Source organism: Fibrobacter sp. UBA4309 (assembly GCF_002395745.1).
In the GTDB taxonomy this organism is placed as follows: Bacteria; Fibrobacterota; Fibrobacteria; order Fibrobacterales; family Fibrobacteraceae; genus Fibrobacter.
Genome location: NZ_DGUN01000013.1, coordinates 1 through 23,322, shown reverse-complemented (window position 1 = coordinate 23,322; position 23,322 = coordinate 1). Strand labels below are relative to the sequence as shown.

General features: G+C 52.1%; 23 protein-coding genes. 12 read left to right on the top strand and 11 right to left on the bottom strand.

Annotated features, from left to right (window positions below):
* Positions 1-147: 147 nt before the first annotated feature.
* Positions 148-933, top strand: coding sequence for a hypothetical protein (locus B3M32_RS01240; protein WP_088639033.1), 786 nt, complete (start codon positions 148-150; stop codon positions 931-933).
* A gap of 3 nt (positions 934-936) precedes the next feature.
* On the opposite strand, the gene B3M32_RS01235 is transcribed toward B3M32_RS01240, so the two are convergent.
* The 3 genes from B3M32_RS01235 to B3M32_RS01225 all read right to left on the bottom strand — a co-directional run bounded on the left by B3M32_RS01235 (position 937) and on the right by B3M32_RS01225 (position 4,245).
* Positions 937-1,848: a PLP-dependent cysteine synthase family protein gene (locus tag B3M32_RS01235; protein ID WP_290742671.1), complete on the bottom strand. Its 912-nt coding sequence runs from the start codon at positions 1,846-1,848 to the stop codon at positions 937-939.
* A gap of 1 nt (position 1,849) precedes the next feature.
* Complete coding sequence (locus B3M32_RS01230) at positions 1,850-3,010, bottom strand: trans-sulfuration enzyme family protein (RefSeq protein WP_290742668.1); 1,161 nt, start codon at positions 3,008-3,010, stop codon at positions 1,850-1,852.
* Between the two features lie 302 nt (positions 3,011-3,312).
* Complete coding sequence (locus tag B3M32_RS01225; protein WP_290742665.1) at positions 3,313-4,245, bottom strand: LysR family transcriptional regulator; 933 nt, start codon at positions 4,243-4,245, stop codon at positions 3,313-3,315.
* Positions 4,246-4,448: 203 nt separating this feature from the next.
* Here B3M32_RS01225 and B3M32_RS01220 point away from each other — a divergent pair, with 203 nt between their 5' ends.
* The gene (locus tag B3M32_RS01220; RefSeq protein WP_290742662.1) at positions 4,449-4,991 is read left to right on the top strand and encodes an RBBP9/YdeN family alpha/beta hydrolase; all 543 of its coding nucleotides are present in this window, start codon (positions 4,449-4,451) and stop codon (positions 4,989-4,991) included.
* A gap of 7 nt (positions 4,992-4,998) precedes the next feature.
* Here B3M32_RS01220 and B3M32_RS01215 read toward each other — a convergent pair whose 3' ends face one another.
* Complete coding sequence (locus B3M32_RS01215) at positions 4,999-5,457, bottom strand: RrF2 family transcriptional regulator (RefSeq protein ID WP_290742658.1); 459 nt, start codon at positions 5,455-5,457, stop codon at positions 4,999-5,001.
* 168 nt (positions 5,458-5,625) lie between these two features.
* Here B3M32_RS01215 and B3M32_RS01210 point away from each other — a divergent pair, with 168 nt between their 5' ends.
* Positions 5,626-7,170 carry an FISUMP domain-containing protein gene (locus B3M32_RS01210; protein WP_290742655.1) on the top strand — a complete coding sequence of 515 codons (1,545 nt, stop codon included), beginning with the start codon at positions 5,626-5,628 and terminating at the stop codon, positions 7,168-7,170.
* Positions 7,171-7,198: 28 nt separating this feature from the next.
* Here B3M32_RS01210 and secA read toward each other — a convergent pair whose 3' ends face one another.
* From secA to B3M32_RS01175, 7 genes are all read right to left on the bottom strand, one after another.
* Entirely contained in the window at positions 7,199-10,174 is a 2,976-nt protein-coding gene (secA, locus tag B3M32_RS01205) for a preprotein translocase subunit SecA (protein ID WP_290742652.1), read from the bottom strand.
* 65 nt (positions 10,175-10,239) lie between these two features.
* Positions 10,240-11,091 (bottom strand): hypothetical protein, encoded by an 852-nt coding sequence (locus tag B3M32_RS01200; protein WP_290742650.1) that lies wholly within the window; start codon positions 11,089-11,091, stop codon positions 10,240-10,242.
* A gap of 172 nt (positions 11,092-11,263) precedes the next feature.
* Complete coding sequence (locus B3M32_RS01195; RefSeq protein ID WP_290742648.1) at positions 11,264-11,833, bottom strand: hypothetical protein; 570 nt, start codon at positions 11,831-11,833, stop codon at positions 11,264-11,266.
* Positions 11,830-12,510 carry a hypothetical protein gene (locus B3M32_RS01190; protein WP_290742645.1) on the bottom strand — a complete coding sequence of 227 codons (681 nt, stop codon included), beginning with the start codon at positions 12,508-12,510 and terminating at the stop codon, positions 11,830-11,832. The genes B3M32_RS01195 and B3M32_RS01190 overlap by 4 nt, the downstream gene beginning before the upstream one ends.
* Before the next feature lie 108 nt (positions 12,511-12,618).
* Complete coding sequence (locus B3M32_RS01185; protein ID WP_290742643.1) at positions 12,619-14,133, bottom strand: FecR family protein; 1,515 nt, start codon at positions 14,131-14,133, stop codon at positions 12,619-12,621.
* 512 nt (positions 14,134-14,645) lie between these two features.
* The gene (locus tag B3M32_RS01180) at positions 14,646-15,044 is read right to left on the bottom strand and encodes a pyridoxamine 5'-phosphate oxidase family protein (protein ID WP_290742640.1); all 399 of its coding nucleotides are present in this window, start codon (positions 15,042-15,044) and stop codon (positions 14,646-14,648) included.
* Positions 15,045-15,224: 180 nt separating this feature from the next.
* On the bottom strand, positions 15,225-15,764 hold the full coding sequence (locus tag B3M32_RS01175) for an O-acetyl-ADP-ribose deacetylase (protein ID WP_290742637.1): 540 nt from the start codon (positions 15,762-15,764) through the stop codon (positions 15,225-15,227).
* A gap of 109 nt (positions 15,765-15,873) precedes the next feature.
* On the opposite strand from B3M32_RS01175, the gene B3M32_RS01170 reads away from it, so the two are divergent.
* The 9 genes from B3M32_RS01170 to B3M32_RS01130 all read left to right on the top strand — a co-directional run bounded on the left by B3M32_RS01170 (position 15,874) and on the right by B3M32_RS01130 (position 23,241).
* Positions 15,874-16,272 carry a VOC family protein gene (locus tag B3M32_RS01170; protein ID WP_290742634.1) on the top strand — a complete coding sequence of 133 codons (399 nt, stop codon included), beginning with the start codon at positions 15,874-15,876 and terminating at the stop codon, positions 16,270-16,272.
* A gap of 71 nt (positions 16,273-16,343) precedes the next feature.
* Positions 16,344-17,186: a hypothetical protein gene (locus tag B3M32_RS01165; RefSeq protein ID WP_290742631.1), complete on the top strand. Its 843-nt coding sequence runs from the start codon at positions 16,344-16,346 to the stop codon at positions 17,184-17,186.
* Positions 17,187-17,528: 342 nt separating this feature from the next.
* The gene (locus B3M32_RS01160; RefSeq protein ID WP_290742629.1) at positions 17,529-18,254 is read left to right on the top strand and encodes a hypothetical protein; all 726 of its coding nucleotides are present in this window, start codon (positions 17,529-17,531) and stop codon (positions 18,252-18,254) included.
* Positions 18,255-18,521: 267 nt separating this feature from the next.
* Complete coding sequence (locus tag B3M32_RS01155) at positions 18,522-19,220, top strand: 16S rRNA (guanine(527)-N(7))-methyltransferase RsmG (protein ID WP_290742626.1); 699 nt, start codon at positions 18,522-18,524, stop codon at positions 19,218-19,220.
* The gene (locus B3M32_RS01150) at positions 19,217-20,002 is read left to right on the top strand and encodes a ParA family protein (protein ID WP_290742622.1); all 786 of its coding nucleotides are present in this window, start codon (positions 19,217-19,219) and stop codon (positions 20,000-20,002) included. Before B3M32_RS01155 ends, B3M32_RS01150 begins: the two co-directional genes overlap by 4 nt.
* Positions 20,002-20,955 carry a ParB/RepB/Spo0J family partition protein gene (locus B3M32_RS01145; protein WP_290742619.1) on the top strand — a complete coding sequence of 318 codons (954 nt, stop codon included), beginning with the start codon at positions 20,002-20,004 and terminating at the stop codon, positions 20,953-20,955. Before B3M32_RS01150 ends, B3M32_RS01145 begins: the two co-directional genes overlap by 1 nt.
* Positions 20,956-20,965: 10 nt before the next feature.
* Complete coding sequence (locus B3M32_RS01140) at positions 20,966-21,766, top strand: M23 family metallopeptidase (protein ID WP_290742616.1); 801 nt, start codon at positions 20,966-20,968, stop codon at positions 21,764-21,766.
* A gap of 17 nt (positions 21,767-21,783) precedes the next feature.
* Entirely contained in the window at positions 21,784-22,164 is a 381-nt protein-coding gene (locus B3M32_RS01135) for a bactofilin family protein (protein ID WP_290742614.1), read from the top strand.
* A 342-nt stretch (positions 22,165-22,506) separates the two neighbouring features.
* Entirely contained in the window at positions 22,507-23,241 is a 735-nt protein-coding gene (locus B3M32_RS01130; protein WP_290742611.1) for a metallophosphoesterase family protein, read from the top strand.
* Positions 23,242-23,322 lie beyond the last annotated feature (81 nt).

Below are 23,322 nucleotides of genomic sequence, written 5' to 3'. Positions count from 1 at the left end.
TGGGGAAAAGAAGCGAAAAAAATGTCCCTGTAAATTCTCCAATCCCCGCATTTCCTCACGCTTTTTCGAAAAATTTCGCGATTGTCATCTTTTGACACCCGCAGAATGTATCTTTATGGCTGAGAACTATTTTCCGGAGGTTACGCCATGCGGAACGTGAAATTGTTGCTAATCGGGCTGCTTTTTGCGGCGGCATATGCCGTGGCTGGCGGGGCGGCAGCTTTTGTCGCCAAGAAGAGCAATACCGGGGAATTCACCTTCTCGGAGGCAACGCAGCAGGCATTTTTAAAAGACTGCTCCGAAAACGCGAATGAATGGGTTTGCGGGTGCGTACTCGCACGTTTGCAAGGCTCATATAGCGAAAAAGAATACCTGAGGCTCGATGCCGAAATGCAGGCGGGCGATCAGGACTATAACTTTACATCGTTCTTGTCGGATGCTGTGGCTGCTTGCGACAAAGAATATGAAGAAACAAGTTCACAGATTACTGAGGAAGAGGCGAAGGCGTTTGCAGACACCTTGCTAAACAGTCTCAACAAAAAAGAATATCTGGCGGAATGTAAAGAACAAGAAAAAGCAATTCTTGGCAATAAGGAGGCGGGCAAGGTCTGCAATTGCGTTTATAATAAAATAATCAAAGACAAATCTCGTCTTGTGCAAGTTGTTTTGGAGAATGGTTATCCAGAAAACAATAATGTATGGGGTGTTGATTATGTTCTTGAATGCCTTCCCGACAAGTTTACTCCTGAAATAGAAAAGAGTTTTACCGAATACTTGAATCAACTCGGATTACCAAAGTCGATAAGTAAATGCATGATAAGTACTCTAAAAAAAGAGTACACCTTAAAAGCACTTGTAAAAGCGTATAGCAAAGATAAAGGACAGTTAGCTACCGTCCTTATGTTGCTCGCTTCTAAATGTATTGTAGAGTGATTTTTACTCGTACAATCCTTTGCTGAAATAACGGTCGCCGCGGTCAGGGGCCACAAACACGATGTTTCCGCGGGCGCCCGAGGCGATGAGCTTCTTGGCGGCACTAAATGCTGCACCCGAAGAGGAGCCTGCAAAGATTCCTTCTTTCTGGGCGAGTTCGCGAGAGCCGGTAAAAGCATCATCATCGTTGATTTTGATGACCTTGTCTACGAGCGACATGTCCATGGTATCGGCGATAAAGTCGTTGCCGATTCCTTCAATGTTGTAGTCGCCGTGTTCGCCGCCGCCCATGGTAGAACCGATGGGGTCTGCCAGCACGCCCTGGATTTTCGGGTTGCGTTCCTTGAGCGCCTTGAGAATGCCGCTGTAAGTGCCGCCGCTCCCTGCGCCAGCCACCACATAATCTACGTGACCATCGAGGTCTTCATAGATTTCGGGGCCGGTAGTTTCGTAATGGGCAAGCGGGTTTGCCATGTTGTGGAACTGCCTGAGCGAAATGGAATCCGGAATCTGATTCAGGAGTTCTTCGGCCTTCTTTTCGGCGCCGAGCATGCCTTCTTCGCGTGGTGTGTTGATGAGTTCTGCCCCGAGCGCGCGCAAGAGCGTCTGCTTTTCTTGCGAGAACTTGGTGGGCACCACGAATATCACGCGCACGCCGCGATTGAGCGCCGCAAAAGCGATTCCGAGGCCGGTGTTGCCCGCAGTCGCCTCGACGATGGTTCCGCCCGGCTTGAGCGTTCCCTTCGCGAGCGCGTCGTTCACCATGTAGAGGCCGGTGCGGTCTTTCACGCTGCCCGAGGGGTTCCAGAGTTCAAGTTTCACAAACAGGTTCACGCCTTCGGGCACACCGACATGCGTAAGTTTCACGAGCGGAGTCTTCCCTATCAGGGACTGCATCGATTCGTAGTAATGCATGTCAAGCCTCCTTCGCGGCATTAATGCCGGCATTCAAATCCAAGATAATGTCATCGACTTTTTCGATACCTACAGACAAACGAATGAGTCCGTCGGTAATGCCCACCTTCTCGCGAATTTCCTTCGGAATGGAGGCGTGGGTCATGGTGGCCGGATGGCATACGAGGCTTTCGACACCGCCCAAACTTTCGGCCAGCGAAATCAGCTTGAGGCCCTTGAAGAACTTCTTGATGTCATAATCTTCGCGCAATTCAAACGAAATCATCGCGCCGCCGTTCTTGGCCTGCTTTCTATTAATTTCGTAACCCTGCGCGTTGGGAAGGCCCGGATAGTAAACGTGCTTCACAGCTTCATGCTGTTCCAGATAACGAGCGATACGGTCAGCATTTTCGGTATGGCGATCGAGGCGCACGCCAAGCGTCTTGATACCGCGAATCAGGAGGAACGAATCGAAGGGGCCGAGCACCGCGCCCACGGCATTCTGATTGAACGCGAGCTTTTCTGCGATTTCTTTATTGTTGGTCACTGCAAGGCCAGCCACCACATCGCTATGGCCGCCCAAGTACTTGGTCGCAGAATGCACCACAATGTCGGCACCGAGTTCCAGCGGGCGCTGCAAATAAGGGGTCATGAAGGTGTTATCGACAATCGTCAAAATACCGTGTTTCTTTGCAATCGCAGCGACGCCGGCCAAGTCCGTCACGGTCAGGAGCGGGTTCGCCGGGCTCTCTACAAAGAAAGCCTTCACATCGGGAGTCACCTTGGTATCGAGCGTCGCCAAGTCGGTGGTATCTTCGATAGAATAGGTGATGCCGAGGTTCTTGAATACTTTGTCCAAAACGCGGAAGGTGCCGCCGTACACATTGCTCGAGATGATAATCTTGTCGCCCTTGTTAAAAAGCGCAAGCACAGTGGAGGTGGCCGCCATGCCGCTTGCAAAAGCGAAGCCCGCAACACCGCCCTCGAGTTCTGCAATCAGCGCTTCGAGCGCTGCACGCGTCGGGTTGCCCGTGCGGGAATATTCCCAGCCCGTATTTTCGCCGAGGCCCGCCTGCTTATAGGTAGAAGTCTGGTAAATAGGCACATTGACAGCTCCCGTAACCTTATCGCCATCGATGCCGCCGTGAATGAGTTTCGTTTCGATATACTTAGAAGTTGACATTTTGAAATCCTTTGGCGCCTTGTGTTGCCGCGCCGAGCATTAATGAAAGTTGGAATAAAAAAAATTCCCGCTCATACGATTGAGCGGGAACTTGTTTAGAGTCTAGTTAAACCAAAAGCCTAAAACTAGTCGCCCGCCCGACATCGACATACACAACACATGTTTGCAAAAACTTGAATCATTTTAAATTCCTATTGTTTTGGTAGGGAGAAATATAGATACAAACTATTCCCGCGTCAACCAAATTCAGGCCATTTAGTTATACTATTTTCCGCTCGCTAGATATAGGCAAAGAATATACCTTACTCTGCGCGTTCGCACTTCGCAAGATACTTTTGCAATTCTTCCACGTAGCGTTCGCCAGCCAAGCCAAGCAGCATGTTGCGCTTGGAGATGTAGCCGATTTCCATCACGCGGTGTGCTTCGGCGCTCTTGTCCTTGAAGGGTACAGCCAGGTAGTCGCTGCCATTCAACTCTTCGCAGATAATGCCCGAGCAAAGCGTATAACCGTTCAGGCCAATCATCAGATTCAGCATGGTGGCGCGGTCGTTCGCCTTGATGGTGCGGTTGTATTCGCTCGTGCTCAGGATCTCCTCGGCAAAGTAGAACGAGCTGTTGTCGCCCTGCTCAAAGGAGAGGCACGGGTAGTCGGCCAACTGGTCGAACGTAATGAACGGCTGCTTCGCAAGCGGGTGGCCCTTCCACAGATAAACGTAGGCCTTGCACTCGATGAGCTTGTGGAACGCGAGGTCGCGTGCGTTGAGCAGGCTCTGGATGACCTTGCGGTTGAAGTCGCTCAAGTAGAGGATGCCGATATCACTCTTGAACGACGCCACGTCTTCGATGACTTCCCTGGTACGGGTTTCGCGGATGGCAAACTCGTACTTGTCGGTATCGAACAACTTAACTGTTTCGACAAAGCTCTTGACCGCGAAGGAGTAGTGCTGCGTGGAGACGGCAAACTTCTTTTTGCGCTTGCCCGACTTGCCGTACTTGTCCATGACGATTTCGTAATGGTGGTACAGCTCGCGCGCGTAGGCGATGAATTCCTCGCCCTCGTTGGTGAGCGAGACGCCGCGGCTGGTGCGGTTGAAGATGAGGATGTTCATCTCGTCTTCGAGGTCGCGGATGGCGGCCGTGAGGGACGGTTGCGAGATATAGAGCTTCTCGGCGGCCTTGTTGAAGGAGCCGGTCTCTGCGATTCCGATGGCGTAACGTAGTTGCTGTAGAGTCATGAGTACCCCGGTTTGTCATCCTAAAGATTTTGTGGTTGCCGCTTGTTTTCCTATTGTTTCTATAGGGAAATATAGAATAAAGAGGCGCGGTCTTCAACCGTTTTGTTATAGATTTTAGTTATAACTCGCTATTACCGTTCTAATCTTCTGTTTTTACCCGTTTTAATCTACTTTTCCTGGCGAAAATTGTACGGAGGCCATAAATGAACTATTTGATTGTACCCGGATTGAACAATTCCGGCCCTAAACACTGGCAGAGTTTTTGGGCCAAGAGTTTGCCGAATGCGGTCCGCGTGGAACAGCGCAGCTGGGACAAGCCGCAAAAAGAGGAATGGGTCGAAACGCTCGACAAGGCAGTCGCCGGTTTCAGTTCCGACACCATCCTCGTCGCGCACAGCCTGGGCGTTGCAACGACAGTCCTTTGGCTTACGAAAAAACTTGCAGAAGGGAACGTGCCCGCACATGTCAAGGGAGTTTTCCTCGTTTCGCCAAGCGACGTAGACAACATCGACATCATCAAGTCATTTGCACCGATGCCGCTCGTGAAGTTGCCCGTGCCCGCCGCCGTAGTGGCAAGCGACAACGACGAGTTTGTCACGATAGAGCGTTCGAAGTTTTTCGCAGGCGCATGGGGCGCTAGATTGTTCAGAGCAGGCGCACTCGGGCACATCAATTCCGACTCCGACTTGAAGGAATGGGAACAGGGCCGCGGCTTTCTTGCGGAATTTGAGAAAAGCCTGAAATGAGTCGCGGTTAAAGCCCGCAGTTCCAGTTCCTGTCGTCGGGAATCTTGCCTTCGGATTCAGGCGTATTGCGGACAAACTGGTCGAGCTTCACGTTATCCAGATAGTCGCGGATCATGGTGTCGAGCTCCTTCCACACGGGGAGCGTGACGCACGTCTTTGCACGCGGGCACTTGTTCACCCTGTCGTCGAGACACGATACCGGCGACACGGAAGTTTCCATGAGAGAAAGGATTTGCCACACGCTGCATTTTTCCGGACGGACTTTCAGACGGTAGCCGCCACCTTTGCCGCGGGCGCCTTCAAGGAGCTTGCCGCGCACGAGTGTCCCGAGAATCCCTTCGAGATACTTCTCCGAAATCTGCTGGCGGGCAGAAAGCTCCTGCAACTTCACGAACTCCCCGCGCCCGTTGCGGGCGAGGTCGATCATCACGCGAAGTGCATATCTGCCTTTTGTAGAAATTCGCATTTATACCCCGTTCAATTATCCTAGGAAAAATCTAGTAAAAAGAATGTGCGGGCTACCCAAGGGCATGCCGGATTGTAAAAAAAAAGAGACCGGTCCTCTTTTCATACAAGAAATAAAGTATTTATAACAACGCTTGATACGACAAAAAAACATATATTGACCCGCATAATGACGCTTTTCAAAATACCGACGATAATTGCCCTTGTTGCTGGAATCTCCATTTCCCATGCTATCACGTCTATACCCATCGACCAGGTCAAGGCATCGTCCACCTTGCTAGATAACGGCCAAATCACCTACAGGCCCGAAAACATGATCATGAAAAGGAACGTGCACCCGTTCTACCAGGTATGGGGAGCGCCATTCAAGGGACAACCCATCACGCTGGAATTCACCATGGGCGCCCAGCAGGTCAAGGTGCTCACGCTGTTCAACGGCAACATGCGCGACTCGGCATCGTACGTAAACTACAGCCTCGCAAAATCCATCAAGATTTACCACAACACAAAAGGCAACCTGGTCAAGACGGTCACGCTCGCCAAGCCTAAATGGAAAGGCTACAAGAAGACTCATCCCGATGTCATCGTCTTCGACAAGCCGCTCGAAAACGTGCGCAAGATAATCATCGAGATAGACGACATCTACCCGGGAAAAAAATGGAACGACATCTGTATCGCCGTAGCCAAATTCTGGGGATTCCCCAAGATACCGCGCAAGCTGGATTCCGGAACAATGACGGACCCGCGTGACGGCAAAAGATACAATACCGTCAAGATAGGCGGACAGACATGGATGGCTCAAGACCTGCAGTACAGGACTCCGGGAAGCCGCACGTTTACGAACCCCAAATGGAAAAAACCGCTGCCGGCAGACGCTGGGCTCGAGTATCCGGCAAACGATATCGATAACGGAATCTGCCCCCAAGGCTGGCATCTGCCCAAGGCATCCGATTTCCAGAAGCTCCGTTCGGAACTTCCCGCGTCCGCTTCTTACGACGACCTCTTCGCCACCTCGAACAGTAAGCCCTACTACTCCATATACGAATACGGAAACCTCGGAGGGGACCAAGTCTTCCCTACCGACGTCGAGATGTTCTTCTACCCCACCGACGCATACGGGCTGAACATTTCCACCCTGACCCGCCTGTACTACGAAGGCGAATGTTCCGCGGACCATGCCGAGTATTTCGCCTTTTCGTCTTACTGGACGCTAGACGCGAAAGACATCCCCCTCTGGCCGGACGATTTCGGCAACGTGGAAGTCAAGAAGCTGAAGCATTTCCGTTTTGGCGGCAGCGACTACTGCGAAGCGATGTTGTGCAAGGAAGACTACCACTTTGTCCGCTGCATCAAGGGCGAAGTCATGACGGACCCGCGTGACGGACAGGCCTACAAGATTGAAAAAATCAACGGTCAGACATGGCTGTCCGAAAACCTGCGTTTCGAAACGGCAGAGAGCAGCTGTGCCGACGACCTGCCCGAAAACTGCGCCGAACAGGGCCGCATGTATTCCTGGAACGCGGCACAGAACGCGTGCCCCGAAGGCTGGCACCTTCCCAGCGAAGAAGAATTCAAGGCTATGGCGGGAGCGGCGCCCGGCGAACAGATGTGGATGCGGCCCAGCATGGAATGCGAACCCGAGGCCTGCGATTCCACGGCAGTCGTCCTCCCGGACACTACCCTAAAACAGCCGGTACGCTGCGTAAAAGACTGACCGAAGCGGCAACACGAAGGCTACCCGCTTACTCCAGATCCTTGCCGTGACACTTCTTGTACTTGAGACCGGAACCGCACCAGCACGGATCGTTACGGCCAAGCTTCGGGCCCGCCTGCTGGGCCTGCTGCATTTTTGCGCGGTGCGCAGCGGCAGCCGCGGCAACGGCCGGATTCAAGTAAGTACGGCGCACTGTCGGACGGGTTCCGGGCAAGGCAGACTGCGGCATGGACTGCTGGGCAGGATTCTGCTCTTCGGTAATGGCGTTCGTCTCGGAAGAAGCAGCCTGGCCGGCTAGGCCGGCGGCCTTCGCGCCCTCGGCGCTCAGCTGCTCACCAGCATTCTGCGCATTCTCTATCGTCTCTCGTCTTTCGTCTTTCGTCTCAGCAGCGGCCTTCTTCTCGGCATCGATCTGTTCCTGGCTCTTGAGCTGCAGCTGGTCCGGCGAAACGGTCATGCCGTTCGGGAGCGTAATGCGGATGTTCAAGATACGCAGCGCGGTGAGGGTCGCAATCTTTTCGAGGCAACCTTCAAACAGCTTGTAGCCTTCGTTCTTGTAAACCATCAGCGGATCCTTCTGGGCATAGCCATGGAAGCGGATGGCGTCTTTCAGCTGGTCCATCGCGTACAGGTGTTCTTTCCACACCTGGTCGATAGTCATGAGCAAGAAACGGCGTTCGATATTGCGGAAATCCGCATCGGGAATAATCTTAGTGAGCTTGTCGTAACGGGCCTTGCAGAGGTCGATAATTTCTTGCAGCACCTGTTCCGGAGTCTTCTTGGTCGCATCGTCGAAACTCAGGTTGTACTCCATGCCGAGCGTGCGCTGCAGGTCGGTATGCAGGCCTTCGAGATTCCAGCTTTCCGCATAGGTGCGGGCCGGGACATACGAACTCACCTTGATATCGCAGGCGTCTTCGATGCGGTTCATGATTTCTTCACGGATGTCTTCGCCGTTCAAGATGCGGCGGCGGAGTCCGTAGATCACCTTGCGCTGTTCGTTCATCACGTTGTCGTAGTCGAGCAAGTGCTTACGGATATCGAAGCTCTGGCCTTCGACGCGACGCTGTGCGCCACGGATAGAACGGGAAACGATCGGGTGCGTAATCACCTCGTCCTCGCCCACGCCGAATCGCGTCATCAGGTTCTTCACGCTGTCGCCGCCGAAGATGCGCATCAGGTTGTCATCGAGGCTAAGGAAGTACTGGCTCGAACCCGGGTCGCCCTGACGGCCGGAACGTCCACGCAGCTGGTTGTCGATACGGCGGGATTCATGACGTTCCGTGCCGAGCACGTGCAAACCGCCAAGTTCCGTGACTCCCGGGCCAAGTGCGATATCGGTACCGCGGCCGGCCATGTTCGTCGCGATGGTCACCTTGCCGGCATGGCCGGCGTACTGGATGATTTCCGCTTCGCGGCTGTGGTTCTTCGCGTTCAGCACTTCGTGCGGAATGCCTTCCTTTTCCAAAAGGCCGTGCAGGTGTTCGGACTTTTCGATAGAGGCCGTACCTACGAGGAGCGGCTGGCCCTTGGCGTGGCGTTCCTTGATGTCGGCCACGATGGCGCGCCACTTCGCGGCTTCGCTCTTGTACACCATGTCCTGCAGGTCCTTGCGGATGCAGGGCTTGTTGGTCGGGATGACCCAGGTGTTCATGTTGTAGATCTTGATGAATTCCGTAGCTTCGGTCTCGGCAGTACCGGTCATGCCCGAGAGCTTCTTGTACATGCGGAAATAGTTCTGGAACGTGATGGTCGCGAGTGTCTGGTTCTCGCGGCGGATCTGCACGTTCTCCTTGGCCTCGATGGCCTGGTGCATGCCGTTGGAATAGCGGCGGCCTTCCATGAGGCGGCCCGTATTCTCGTCGACGATGATGATTTCGCCGTCACGCACGATGTAGTCCACGTCCTTTTCGTAGAGGTACCAAGCGCGCAGGGCGTTGTCGAAGAAATGCACCCAGTCGGCATGTTCGCCGTACAGGTTCGTAATGCCCATCATCTCCTGGATATGGTTCACGCCCTTCTCGGTCAGCTGGATGTTCTTGTCCTTCTCGTCGACACCGAAATCCTTGTTCTTCACGAGTTTCTTCGCGATTTCGTTCGCCTTCGCGTACTTCTCGGTAGCATCTTCGGCAGGGCCGCTGATGATGAGCGGCGTACGGGCTTCGTCAATCAAGATGGAGTCCACTTCGTCCACGATGCAGAAGTTGAGTTCGCGCTGCACCAGCTGGTTCGGTTCCACGGCCATGTTGTCGCGGAGGTAGTCGAAGCCGAACTCGTTGTTGGTACCGTAGGTCACGTCGCTGTTGTAGCTCGTGCGGCGCTGTTCGGAATTGAGGCCGTTCACGATAAGGCCGACAGTGAGGCCGAGGAACTTGTAGACCATGCCCATCTGCTTCGCGTCACGGCCGGCGAGGTAATCGTTCACCGTCACCACGTGCACGCCATGGCCGCTAAGGCCGTTCAGGTAAACGGGCAAGGCCGCGGCAAGCGTCTTACCTTCACCGGTCGCCATTTCGGCAATAGCGCCTTCGTGGAGCACGAGGCCGCCAATCATCTGCACGTCAAACGGCATCATGCGGAAAGGTTTCACGGATTCCGGATAGAGCTCACGGACCTTCGCGTACACGGCGGCGGGCATGTAGACTTCCCATTCCGGCTTGCCCGCGTCGAGTTCGGCCTTGGCGGCATCGGTGTACTGCTGCAGCTCGCCGAGCTTGCTAAAATCGAAGTTGTTCTCGGGCTTGAAAATGTTGAAGATACCCAGGCGGCGGTCGCAGGCTTCCTGGCACACGGCAAAGGCTTCGACCTTGATATCGTCGAGAGTGGCGCCATTTTTCAGCTTCTCGCGGAATTCCGCGCTCTTGGCGGCAAGGGCCGCATCGTCCAACGCCTCCAGGGCCTTGCGTGCCTCGTGGATCTTGGCGATGACCGGGCGGAGCTTCTTCACCTTGCGTTCGTGAGGAGTACCGAAAACCTTGTGGAGTACAGTATCGACTATGCTCATAACATTCCTTTATAACGGCCGAAGGGTTCCCCTGGCCACATGATTCAAATTATAACGCGACAAATCTAGTAAAATTGTACGCCCAGCGCCCCGAGATTCAGCGTATACTTGCGTCCGCCGTCCTTCTGCGCAAGAATAAGGCCGGCATCCAGCATTTTCCGGATGCTGCGCGAGCGCAAGAAGCGGTCCTGCCATACGCATTCCAGGTCCTGCGCCTGGAATTCCGGCTTTTGCACTGCAATCGCGAGCGCACGCGCCTCTTCCGATGTCACCGCCCGGCGGTCGACGACCGCCTTGAGCGCAGGTGCGAGGATTTCGTCGCGGACGCAGTCCACGGAATAGTATCTGGAGGTGCGGTGCAGTTCCCCGAGCAGGTTCCGCAAAAGCGCTTCGCACCTGCGCGTCAGGCCCTCCCTGTCGTCGGGCGCGCCGACATCGAAAACCTTCGACGGCTCGAACAGGACAGGGCGGCCTCCCAGGAGCCGTCGAAGCATCGCCATCCCCAGGAGCACGGCCACGGCGTCGTTCTCCGTAACGAACGGGCTTATCCACAGGAACCTGCGGAACACCACCGCCATCTTCAAGAAGTCGTACTGCGGGGCGCACTTTTCCCCGAGGAACCTGGAGAGGTCCCACATGAGCCCGTGGACATAGTCGATACGGCGGTACTCGGCACCGTAATCCCCCGGCAGCGACTTGCGAAGGCCGCAAATGAATTCCTCGTCGATATTCCCGTCGCAGGGGAGGCCGGCTGGAACCGCGGAACCGGACAGGTCGGCAATCTGCGAAAGCCATGGGGTAGGGGTGGTGACGGGGGAGGCGCCCCCGCGGAACCGTTCCAGCTGGAACAGGACCGTCGCCATGGGCGAATCGAAGTCGACCTTCGGCATTTCCACCGGGCTCAAGTAGTCATTCATAATTGCAACCTGGCTATTAATTATTTGCAAATACCATTGTCAATAATTGCAATATATACTATTTTTAAGCAAAAATCAACACTTTTTAATATTTTTATTTGTAAGACGACTCAAAATTAATTGCAAAGCATGGATAAAATAATTGCAGGAACCCGTTTGGCCCCTGCGAAAATTATTCCAGGACGCGGAACAACGTCACGGAATCGTTCAGGTCGACACGGATCAGCCCTTCTTCGGCGGCATAGTACATCCGGTCGAACTTGTACGCGCCACCCGCGCATTCGGGACTGAACACCAAGACGTCGCTATACTTGGCGCCGTCCAGGTACATGGACTTGACCCAGCCGAGCTTGCAATCCTTGTCGTGGACAAGCTCGCCGTCCCTGTATTCGAAATTCTTGCTCGTATTGTAGTAGAGTTCCAGGCTCTCGTACGAGGTCGTCATCTCCACGAAGCCGCCGTCCGCGCTCGGACGCACGGAAACCTTCATGTCCAGGTAGAACCAGTCGCCCTGGACGCGGAAATCCATGCTTTTCTGGTCCTGTTTCACCTCGCGCTTCTGCACGAAGCGGTCCTTCATGCCGAAGGAGTCCACCATGTAAATGGTGTCGGAGAGGGCGCCGGCGTCCAAGAACACCTGCAGGTCGTCGGCGAGGAACTTTTCCGTTTCTTCGTCGGCATACTGGGAGCTACAGGCAGCGAGGACTACCGAAGCGGCATACATTATTGCCAGTCGCCTCATTTTCCGCCCCGCTTTTTCTTCTCGTATATTTCAATGAACGAGCCGTCTTCCTTTTCAAAGCGGAGGAGGCCCTTCTCGGCAGAGAAGAAGATGTTGTCGCGGTTCGACCCGTACACGCTATGTTTCACCTTGAACACGTCCTTGTACAGGTTGCCGTTCAGCCGCAGCGTATCGATACGGGAAACACCGCCGCCGTTGTCGCCGCCGGTCACCACGCAATAGCCCACGCGCGCAAAGAGGGAATCCTGGCCATACTGCTTGGAACAGGCCTCCTTCACGTCATCGATCTTGAAATTGAAAGTGTAGGACCCGATAATGATCTTGACCGTCGCCGCATAGAAATCGTTATGTTCCACGGACATACCCATGGAAAGCAGCGGGTTGGGGCCTTCGAGGATAACCTTCTTGCGTTCGTGCAGCGCGGCGCCTTCCGAGCAAACATGGGTATCGTACCCGGCCTCGGCCGAAGAGACGTGCATATCGAATTCCAGCTTGTCCGAGTTGATAAAATGGACCTTCTGGTCCTGGGTATATCCGCCAAGACCGGCAACGCTGGTATCCAGCGGTACCTTGTCCATCTTTGCCGTGCACTCGGAATCGTCATCGCCATCGACAAGGGCGAAATCACATCCCACAAGCACGGACAACAGGATTGCCCAGACAAAACTTTTTGTCATCCAAAAACCCTAAACAATTACACGACGCGAGTCGTACATCCAAGCTAAAATATAAATAAACGCCCCGAAACAAGGGCGTCTATTTTTTGATATTTTTCGCTTTTTTAATTAGCGAAGTTCGAAAGTCTTGGTCCCCGACAGCTTCTTGCCGTTCTGCATCTCGACATCCACGAATATGGTCGTGATCTTGTTGCGCGGCAGGCGCAGCTTGCCCTGATAGGTGAGCCAGCTGCCGGTAGAAGGCGCCAGCTTGACCGGGACGGCCTTGCCACCAGACGTCACCTTGACCGATTTCACCTGGGACGGGTCGTTGCCGGCCACATTGCGCAGGAAGAACTCGACTTCGGGGTAGGCGAAGGCGCCCTGGGACACCTTCCTGTACACGACTTCCTCGTCGCCGCCCTTGAACTCGATGAACACCTCGGTCGACGGGTAGCACTTGAACGACTTCTTCACCTTGCCGACGTCGGAGCCTTCGTTGACGGCCTCGAGCGTATACGTGTGGTTTCCGGGAATCAGGTTGAACGAGCCGCTCGCATCGACATCCAGGACGAGTTCCTGAATCAGGCTATCGCCCTTGGAGAACTTCAGGGAGCCCTTGTTCTCGTCGAACCCTTCGGTAGTGTAGTCGACCGTGCACTTGTCCTGGTCGCTCTTGCCGAAGCTGGCCTTGCGGTCAATCTTGTACAGCGTGCTCAGGCGGCCGCATTCGAACATCTTGTCGTTGGCGAGGCAGGTCGCGATAAACTTCTTCTCGCCGAAGGCACCCTTTTCCCAGCTCGGCGTAAAGATGAGCCTGGAGCCTTTGGATTTTTGGGTTTCGGCGCTGATGGTGACTTCCATGCCCTCGGTGCAGGTCGCTTCGATGCGGACCGCGTTCATGGAGATGACGGGCGGAATCTTGCTGAACTTGCAGGAATACTTGGACTGGAGTTTGGCCTTGTTGCCCTCTATTTCCTTGTCCAGGGCCTTGGCTGCGGCAATGATATCGGCGTCGGACTTCGTAGTATCGTCGACAACTTCGGCGACCTTCTTCATGAATTCCGGGTCGCCCGCGTTCTTGGCTTCACCAATGATGGGCGGCTTGCCCTTGCGGAAAGCCACGAACTGGTTGGCCTTGACTTCGACCTTCTGGCCGTCCTGTTCCATGTCCATCGCACCGCTGTTGAGCGAGCCAACGGACTGGCCACTCTTGGTGACGCCCACGATACCGTCGGTACCGCGGATGGAACAGGTGGCCGTACCCGTCTTGAACTTGAAGGAACTGCCCGGTTTCTGCTTCTGGGCGTCAAAGCGGAGCTGGCCCTGCTTGACATCGATCATCGAAATCTGGGAACCGTCGGCAAAGAGCAGCTGGGCGAATTCCACTTCGGAAAGTTCCGCGACAGCCACGATACTGCCGTCCGGGAACGCGATGGAGGCGGTAGATTCGGACGCGGTCTTGATCCTGTCCTTCTCCTTGACCTTCGCATCGACTCGGAGCGGCTGCCACTTGCTCTGGCCGCCCTTCTGGAACGTCACATCACCTATGACCAGGCGGACCTTGCCGCTCTTGGGCGGCGCGGCGTATGTCAGGGCAACAGATAAAAGGAGCGATACTGTCAGATATCTGAAAATAGACATGTTCCCTCGCATAAAAAGAAAAACTACGCTCGAAGCGCACTATATAGCAGAAATATAGATTTAAAAAAGCAAAAAAGCTATTGTCCGCCTATTCCAAAGCGGGATAATTGATTTAAAACACACTTTGCAAAACGGCGCCGCGGAGACACCTCGGGGACGTTTTAAATGTTTAAAAATATTTACAATAACTATATAGGAATTTTAAATAGGTAATCACTGCCGGAGTGTTGATACGATGTGCATAATGTTTTTCCGGGCACTTTTGCAATTTCACGAATCCCACAAGTTATTAACAGACCGAAAATTTTTCGAGGGTAAAAACTTGATTGTTTCACGTGAAACGTCAAAAAAAGTGAATACCTTGCAAAATTTATCCAGTATTTATCCACAGAAACCCGACTTGTCTATGCATATGCTCAAAATTGTAGATTAATTGTTTACACCATTATCAACAAAGCCCCCTTCCAAAAGGAAGAGGGCATTCTGTCAATTATATGACTATCTAGATGTTATTAGAACTTTACAATACGGGGAGCCGCCGTAAAGCTGTAGAACGTGGCCGTAGCATCTTTAAAGTAAAGCGTCTCGGTATTGTCGTCATCGGGGGAGTACATCGACTTGAGCTCGGGGTAGTGCTCCAGCATGTCGACCTTCGGTTCGCGGCGGTCGTCGCGGACGAGCGTACCGGCAACGCGGACCCACTCGTTACCAGCGGCGTTCATCGCGCAGATTTCGACCTTGCCGTTCTTCTGGATCTGCTTGGAGCAGTCCTTCGACTTGCCGGTCTGGATGTAGAGCTTGCCCTCGAAAATGTTGGCGGTACCGAACGGGCGAACGCGCGGCTGGTCGCCGTCGGCCGTCGCGAGGAAATACGCACCGCATGCCTTGAGAAATTTTACGACTTCTTCCATTTTGATCTCCTTGATGAAACTAGATATAAATATACAAAAAAGTGGTTAGGAGTGTGGGGTCGGCGCGTTGCGCCTCTGGGGTGTGGGGTAATTGCTGTTACCGAGCTGCTCCTTACGTCATGGCGGCCCACGAGCCGCCATCTAGACTGTACAGGACGGATTGTTCCTCGGCGGGTTGGACTAGCGAGGGTATAAAAGTGATGGATCCTCGACCTTCGGCCAAGGATGACAGCTGATTTTGTAAATCCGTTCCATCTCGGCAGAGAAACAGCAGAAGATGACCTTCTTGACTTTTTGCACCGGGAATTCGCGGACGCTCTTTACTGCAATCTCGGTAGCGGCCTCCCAGGGATAGCCGTAGACGCCGGTCGAGATGGCGGGGAAAGCGACTGTCTCGCAGCCATTCTCCTCGGCAAGGTCGAGGCAACTCTTATAGCAAGATTCCAGAAGTGCAGGTTCGCCATGCTGCCCGTCCCGATAAACCGGCCCCGGAGTGTGGATCACAAACTTCGCCGGCAACTTGAACCCTGGAGTAATTTTCGCCTTGCCCGTCTCACAGCCGCCGAGGGGGAGGCACGCGCGCAAGAGCTCCGGACCTGCCGCCCGGTGGATGGCGCCGTCGACTCCGCCGCCCCCAAGGAGGGAACAGTTCGCCGCATTCACGATGGCATCCACTGCAAGCTTGGTGATGTCGCCCTGGATAATTTCTATCTCGGCCATATCCTACCTCCACTATAATATATATAGTGTGCGCCCCAAAAACAACGCAAGATTTTGCAATGCCATACGGTTCCTCAAATTAATTTGTATATTCTCGCAAGGGGAATTCATGAAAATCGAACACGTGGCCATCTGGGCTAAAGACATCGACAAGGTCTGCGCTTTCTACCGAAAGTATTTCGATGGGGTGGTCCACCCGGTTTACCATAATTCGGCAAAGCAGTTCACGAGCCGGTTCGTCACCTTCGAAAGCGGCGCCCGCCTGGAGGTGATGCACCGCCCGGACATAGATGCCGATGTTGGGACTGAAGCAATGTTCCACGTGGAACATTGCGGCCTAACCCATCTTTCCTTTTCGGTCGGTTCAAAGGAGGGTGTGGACCGACTCACCCGGCAAATGTCTGACGACGGAATCCAGGTGATAGGGGAGCCCCGGACCACCGGCGACGGGTATTATGAAAGTGTCGTCCTCGACCCCGAAGGAAACCCAGTAGAGATAACCGTATAGGGATGTCCCCACCTCCACGGGGAAGACAACCAATATTCCATTCATGACCAGATCTATATATATTGTTTAATATGAAAAAACTCATCCTCATTCTCTCCATCCTGGCATTGAACGCTTTCGCTGTCAACTGCCGTGATTACATGCGCCTTTCGGTACCCTCTTGGGATTTTGAAGAATACCACCTCGATAGCGTCTATGCAGCAAACTATTTTGGATCATTCGTTTATTACACAGTATTAAAATACCATTACACGAATAGTAATCTCGATAGCATTGTCAGATGCGTTGACGTTGACGATTGCGAATACACGCACACCAAAATCATGACCGAAAAAACAAATACGTCAACAAATAGAACCATTTATACAAATGACATTTTTTTCGGAGAAGAAATCACTTCCATTGATGGAGACTCTTCCTCCTATATTTCTTATGATATGAGTAAAGACACCATATCAGATGAAGAAATCGCATCTCTTGATTCTTCCGTTTTTGCCTATATCCGCATCATACAAAACAGAGTTTTTATTGTAGATGATATGACAATGACTTTTTTGAAAAACGATACCTTAAAAAAAATAGAAGCGGCAAAAAATATTTCCATCACTACACCTGACGCCAACAATGAAAATATCTGCAACGTCACTGTTTACGAATACCCAAAAAATGATTCAACATTTCAAAACCTTGAAAACATCATTGACGAATACCAAGACACCATAACCAACACGGAAAACGGCTTTATTGTATCCTTCAGCAATAACGATGCAAAGTGGTTTTATGTTCTCGCCAATGAGCCCACCACATCGATCCGTCGCAAGGTCCGCCCGGCAACCATTCTAGAAAAGGCAAGACATTTCGACCTCCTCGGTCGCCCTGCCAAGGGAAGGTACACCGTGGAATTTCTAAAATAACGTTTGCTCCTTCGGAGCCAACTTGCTTCGGTTCAGCAATGAAAATAAACAAGTTTATTTTCGTTGCATTCACCTCGCTATGTTGGGACTTTGGCAAAGCCAAAGTCCGACCTTAATCGCCTCGGTCATAGAACAAACAAGTTTGTTCTGCGACACTCGGCTCATAAGGTTTCACGTGAAACACGCACAAGGTGACCAAGCAAAAATGTGCTTGCACATTTTTATTTGGGAACCGCAGGGTGTAGGCCTATGGTGAAACCAGAGGCCCAACATGAGTCCGTTGACCTCCTTTTGAGTTTATACTAAATTTTCACTAATCAATTCCTCCGTTTGGGGACCTTTATGAACTTTAAATACCTCCTCCTGGCCGCAGCACTTTTCGTTGCCTGCGGTGACGATTCCTCCAGCACACCAGCAAACGATTCTCCTGCCAAGGAAGGCAAGATTCCCTCGGATCTCTCGTACACCGATTGCATCCAGACCGTCTTCGAATCCCTAACAGCAGATTTTTCGCTCTACGGCGTCAACATAGGTGGCCTAGTAATAGACAGCATGTACTGGGACAAGGGCGACGCCAACAACAGGGGCGAGTCCATCTATACCTATAAGGCCTACTGGACCGGCACGCATCTGGACAGTACCTACGAGTCGAACTTCCGCGACGGCGAATGGTCATACCGGACTATCGCAAATACCAAGAAAGCCGAGGTGACCACGAACGGAAACATCACTACGCTTACCACAACAGATAACGGCGATACCGATACGAGAACCGTCTACTTCGACGGGGACTCCCTGGCCATCACCCACATGGAAGACGGCAGGCCATTCACTAGCATCTATGTCCTGAAAAACGATACCATCTTCAGGCCGACCCAGGACGAGTTTATCGCCAAGGACGAAAAAGACATCCACACCTGTTACCTGAAAGAAAAAAATGACGGGGAGTTGGTAGTCCGCAACCGTTACGAAACCGGAGTCCAGAACGGGATGATTGTCCTTACCAGGACATATATCGAGGACGGATTGGACCATAAGACCGGAACCATGTTCATGTTCCGTCTCTAACCCCGTTTCAAATATCCACACAAAATTCACATTTATCAAAAAGTTATTAACGGATATTTTAAAAAAGTGAAAGGGTGCCGACCGCGGCGCCCTCTTTTTTATATCTATATATACTAAATTGTGATTGGGAACGTTAGATTGCTTCGCAATCATTGTTTGCTCCTTCGGAGCCAACTTGCTTCGGTTCGGCAATGAAAAATACCTAATGTATTTTTCGCTGCGCTCACCTCGCTAACGTTCCACGTGGAACATTTTTTTAGGTTTTCATTGAATTACAGAGAAAACAAAAATCAGCAGAATCTCTTGAGCCAGTTCTTGCAAGAACATGGTGTCAAGTTGTCCGAAGATGTTTTGGGCAAGCTTTATGATTTTGCGGACCTGGTGGTAGAGACCAAGGAGTACGGCAACCTGATTTCGGCGAAGGATTCCGAAAAATTCCTAAGCCGCCACATCACAGATTCCCTCGTCCCCTATATATATATATTAGACGAAAGACGAAAGACGAAAGACGAAAGAGGTGCCCTATCGTCTATCGTCTACCAGCGTAGCGATCTTTCGTCTAAAAAGTGGGCCGACATGGGTGCGGGCGCAGGCTGCCCGGTTTTTCCCTTGGCCATCGTGATGCCCGAAGTCGAATTCTTTGCAGTCGAACCGCGCAACATGCGCGTGAAGTTCATGAACTTCGCAAAGGAAAAACTGCAGCTCCGGAACCTGACCGTGGTAGGCAAGCGGTTCGAGACATCGGGCCTTGCCGACCTGGACTTCATAAGCTGCCGCGCCCTCTCGACTTTCGAGAACGACTGGGAACGCGCACAGCCTGGACTCAAGAAGGGCGGAAAATTCCTTACGCTCAAAAGTTTCAACAACATCGTTCACCTGGAAAACAATCCGGCAGTACACATATATAAATATGTATTGCCCCAGGAAGAACAGACATATGCCTTAGTCAACCGAGGTAATGAATGAGTAAAGTGATAGCCATCTGCAACCAGAAGGGCGGCGTGGGCAAGACCACGACGGCCGTGAACCTGGCTGCGAGTTTTGCAGCACTAGAGAAAAAGACACTCCTTATCGACATGGACCCGCAAGGGAACGCATCGCAAGGTCTCGGCTTCATGGAATCCCAGGACATGGACATCCATGAAATCCTCCAGCTTGCCGATAACCCGGACAACATCACCTACGAAAACATTAAGCCCGCCATCATGGACACGACGCTCGACTACCTGAAGGCCATCACGTCCGGACCGGACCTTGCCGTCATGGAAATCGAACTGGTAAACGCGATGAGCCGCGAACGCAGACTCGAACGCGTGATGAATGTCCTGAAACAGCATTTCGAGTTCATCATCATCGACGCCCCGCCGAGCCTGAACCTCCTTACCCTGAACGTCCTCACGGCCGCGACAAGCGTGCTCATCCCGGTGCAGTGCGAATACTACGCCCTGCAGGGTATGACCGAACTTTTCAAGACCATCCGCGAAGTCCAGAAAAACCTGAACGCGAACCTCAAGATCGAAGGCGCCCTGCTCACCATGTACGATGCGCGACTCAGCCTCTGCAAGCAGGTCGCCGAAGAAGTCCGCGAAAACCTGAGCGATACCGTCTTCCAGGCGATGATTCCGAGAAACGTGAAACTTTCCGAAGCACCCAGCCACGGCAAGCCGGTTATCCTGTACGATGTACAGAGCTCCGGTTCCCAGGCATACATGAAACTCTCCGAAGAAATTTTGAACAAGGATAAATAATGGGCAAGCAAGCATTAGGCCGCGGACTCTCCGCCATTTTTGGTTCTCACGGAATTTCGAGCAACCCTATCAACAATTTCGAGAATAATACGCCGGTTGAAGTCAAAAACGACAAAATTGTTGATATAAATATCAACCTTATCGACCCGAACCCGTTCCAGCCGAGAAAGAACTTCAGCGACGACGAACTGACGGAACTTGCCGAAACCATCAAGCAGCACGGACTAATCCAGCCCATCGTGGTCCGCAAGGCCGGTGACCGTTACCAGCTTATCAGCGGCGAACGCCGTACCCGTGCATCCAAGCTCGCCAACTGTGAAACAATCAAGGCCCAGATCTACGAAAACCTTGACGACAAGACCGTCGCGGAATGGGCCCTCATCGAAAATATCCAGCGTGTCGACCTGAATCCGGTCGAAATTGCCAAATCTTATCAACAATTGATTGATGATCATGGGTATACGCACGAAGATTTGTCCAAAATTGTTGGTAAGTCGCGCTCGGCGATAACTAATTCACTTCGTCTCCTGAAATTGCCAGAAAACGTCCTTTTGTGGATAAGTGAGGGAAAGATTTCCGGAGGCGCTGCCCGAGCCCTCTGCAGCGACAAGATTGCGGACCCGGAAGCGGTCGCACGCCGTATCATCGAAGAAGGACTCAATGTCCGACAGATCGAAGCGATTTCCCGCGGCGAGGACATAACCCCCGGTACCAAGACCGACGAACCTGCCGGGGACAAGCCTACCGAAAAAACGGAACTTTCGGCCGACAAGAAGCCGAAGCCGGAACTCAGCGCCGACATGAAGAATTTCGAGTCCAGGCTCGAGACCTTCTTCGGAACCAAGGTTCAATTGAACCCGAACGGGCAGGACCAGTCAAAGGGAACCATCGTAATTAACTATTATAGCATGGACGACCTGACCCGTATCCAGGAAATCATGGAAAACCGCTAACGGTAGAATCGTGAAAGGCAAATACTACACTGTACAGATCATTCCGGAAGACTCGCACGAGATCAAGAAGTTCCGGGTGCTGAGCACCTGGTTCCTGGTGGCGAAAATCGCCCTCGCCGTGTTTATCGTGGTCGCCGGAATTTTCGCGTTCAACCTGGCGAAACTCAACAAGATTGTTGCCACCTACGAGAAGATGCGCGTCATGAACGCCCAGCTTATCAAGAAAGACAACAACTACGAGGAGATGTTTTCGAGACTGGATTCCCTCTGGGTTCTGGAAAACCGCCTGCAGAATATTTTCGAGACCTTCATCGAGAACGACTCCGCCAAGATAAACAGTATTATCGACCGCAACCGCTTTGTGCATACGCCGAACGAAAAAATCAATGTCGACTACGACAATGTGCACAGCTGGGAATCGGGCGAAGAAAAGGTAAAGCTGGAACGCATCCCGACAATCATTCCCGTCGCCGGTCTTGAAAGCAAGAAATACGACGAAGACGAGGGACACCTCGGTATAGACTATTCCGCGACAGCCGGCTCGCCGGTCTTTGCTACAGGAAGCGGCATAGTCGATTTTGCCGGAAACAAGGACGACCTGGGCAACACGGTGACGATCAACCACCAGAACGGATACGTGAGTACCTATTCTCACCTGAAGGATATCCGGGTGAGAAAAGGCAATGCCGTAAGCAAGGGAAGGGTCATCGGTACAGTCGGAAGTACAGGCAATACTACCGGGGCGCACCTCCATTACGAAATTATCAAGGACGGCAAACACATAGACCCGTCTATATTCACAAACTATTAACAACAAGGAGATAAAAAATGGCTGTAAAAAGCGAACAGGAAATTACCCAGATTGGTAGCACCGTCAACATCAAGGGCGACATCAGCGGCAAGAGCGATGTCCGCGTGGCCGGAAGCATCAACGGCAGCGTAAATATCGAAGGCGAACTCATCGTCGAAAAGACCGGCTTTGTCGAAGGCGAAATCAAGAGCGTGACGGCTGTTATCGCCGGAAGCGTGAAGGGCAATATCGATACCGATAAACTCATCCTCGAAAGCAATTCCCAGTTTGTCGGCAACATCAAGACCAAGCAGCTCATTATCCAAGAAGGCGCCATTTTCCAGGGTAACTGCCAGATGGGTCAGAACAAGCAGGCTCCTGCCGCTCCCGCTGCTCCCAAGGAACCGGTCAAGCTTTAATCCACTCCTATATCATTATTTTTCTTTATTTATATAAAGAGATAAGGATATAGATGCTGTTGAAAGTGGATAAAGATTCTGCCTCGATTCCTTAAGTTATTGAGTATCAGAAACCAAGGAAAAAAGGCAGAAAGGCCGCAAATGTTGAAAATTCTCCATCTATGAACAAATTTCAATGTTGATAGGTGTTGAACCCGGGTTTTTGACATTTATCCACAAAAAGGGCACTGGAAAGCATTGAAAAAGTTGACTACAATCACAATGAAAATAACTGGTAGTCAAATTTTTTCATTTTTATGGTCATATAACGTATATTTATAATTTATATTGTTAATAACCGAAATGGCATCAAGGGTATATAAAATAGGTCAGCTATCGGATATCCATATAGGGGAGTCCGAAGAGCTTGTACAGGGGATTGACGTGAGGGCTAATTTTACCAAGGCCCTTGAGTCTTCCTCTATGCGCGATATTGACCTCCTTGTCCTTTCCGGGGATTTGGCCAACGAGAATGCCGAACGTGGCGCTTACCAGTACATTGCAGAACGCATCAAGGACTACCGTGTCCCGGTTTGCATCATTCCGGGAAACCATGACTGCGTCGAAGTCATGAAGGATTTCTACGATCTTGAAGTCCACAACGGGAAGTGCTACTACAGCATCGATTTCCATGGAAGGAAAATTTTCTTCCTGGACAGCGCATGCGGCGATGTTTCACGCGACCAGCTTGACTGGTTGGAAAGGGAAGTACCCAAGATAGACGGTGAAGTGCTCCTGTTCATGCACCATCCGCCATGCTTCTGCAACCATAGGTTCATGGACTTGCGCTATCACCTGAAGAACATGGTGGAAGTGCAGGAGGTACTCTCGAAATTTCCTAACCTCACGCATATCTTCTGCGGCCACTATCATTCCGACTTCGAAGTGAAGATGGGCCGGCAGATTGTACACGTGGCTCCTTCTACGCAAATGCAGATCAACCGGAATACGCCGTATTTCAATCTGGAAAGTTCTGCACCTGCGTGGCAAATCATAAATTGGGGCGAAGATTTTGTTGAAACCGAGGTGCATTTTTAAATTTATTTAGGATTGTACCTTGAAAAAAGCTCTTTTCGTTGCTATATTTGCCTCATATGGCGGTTTAGCTCAGCGGTAGAG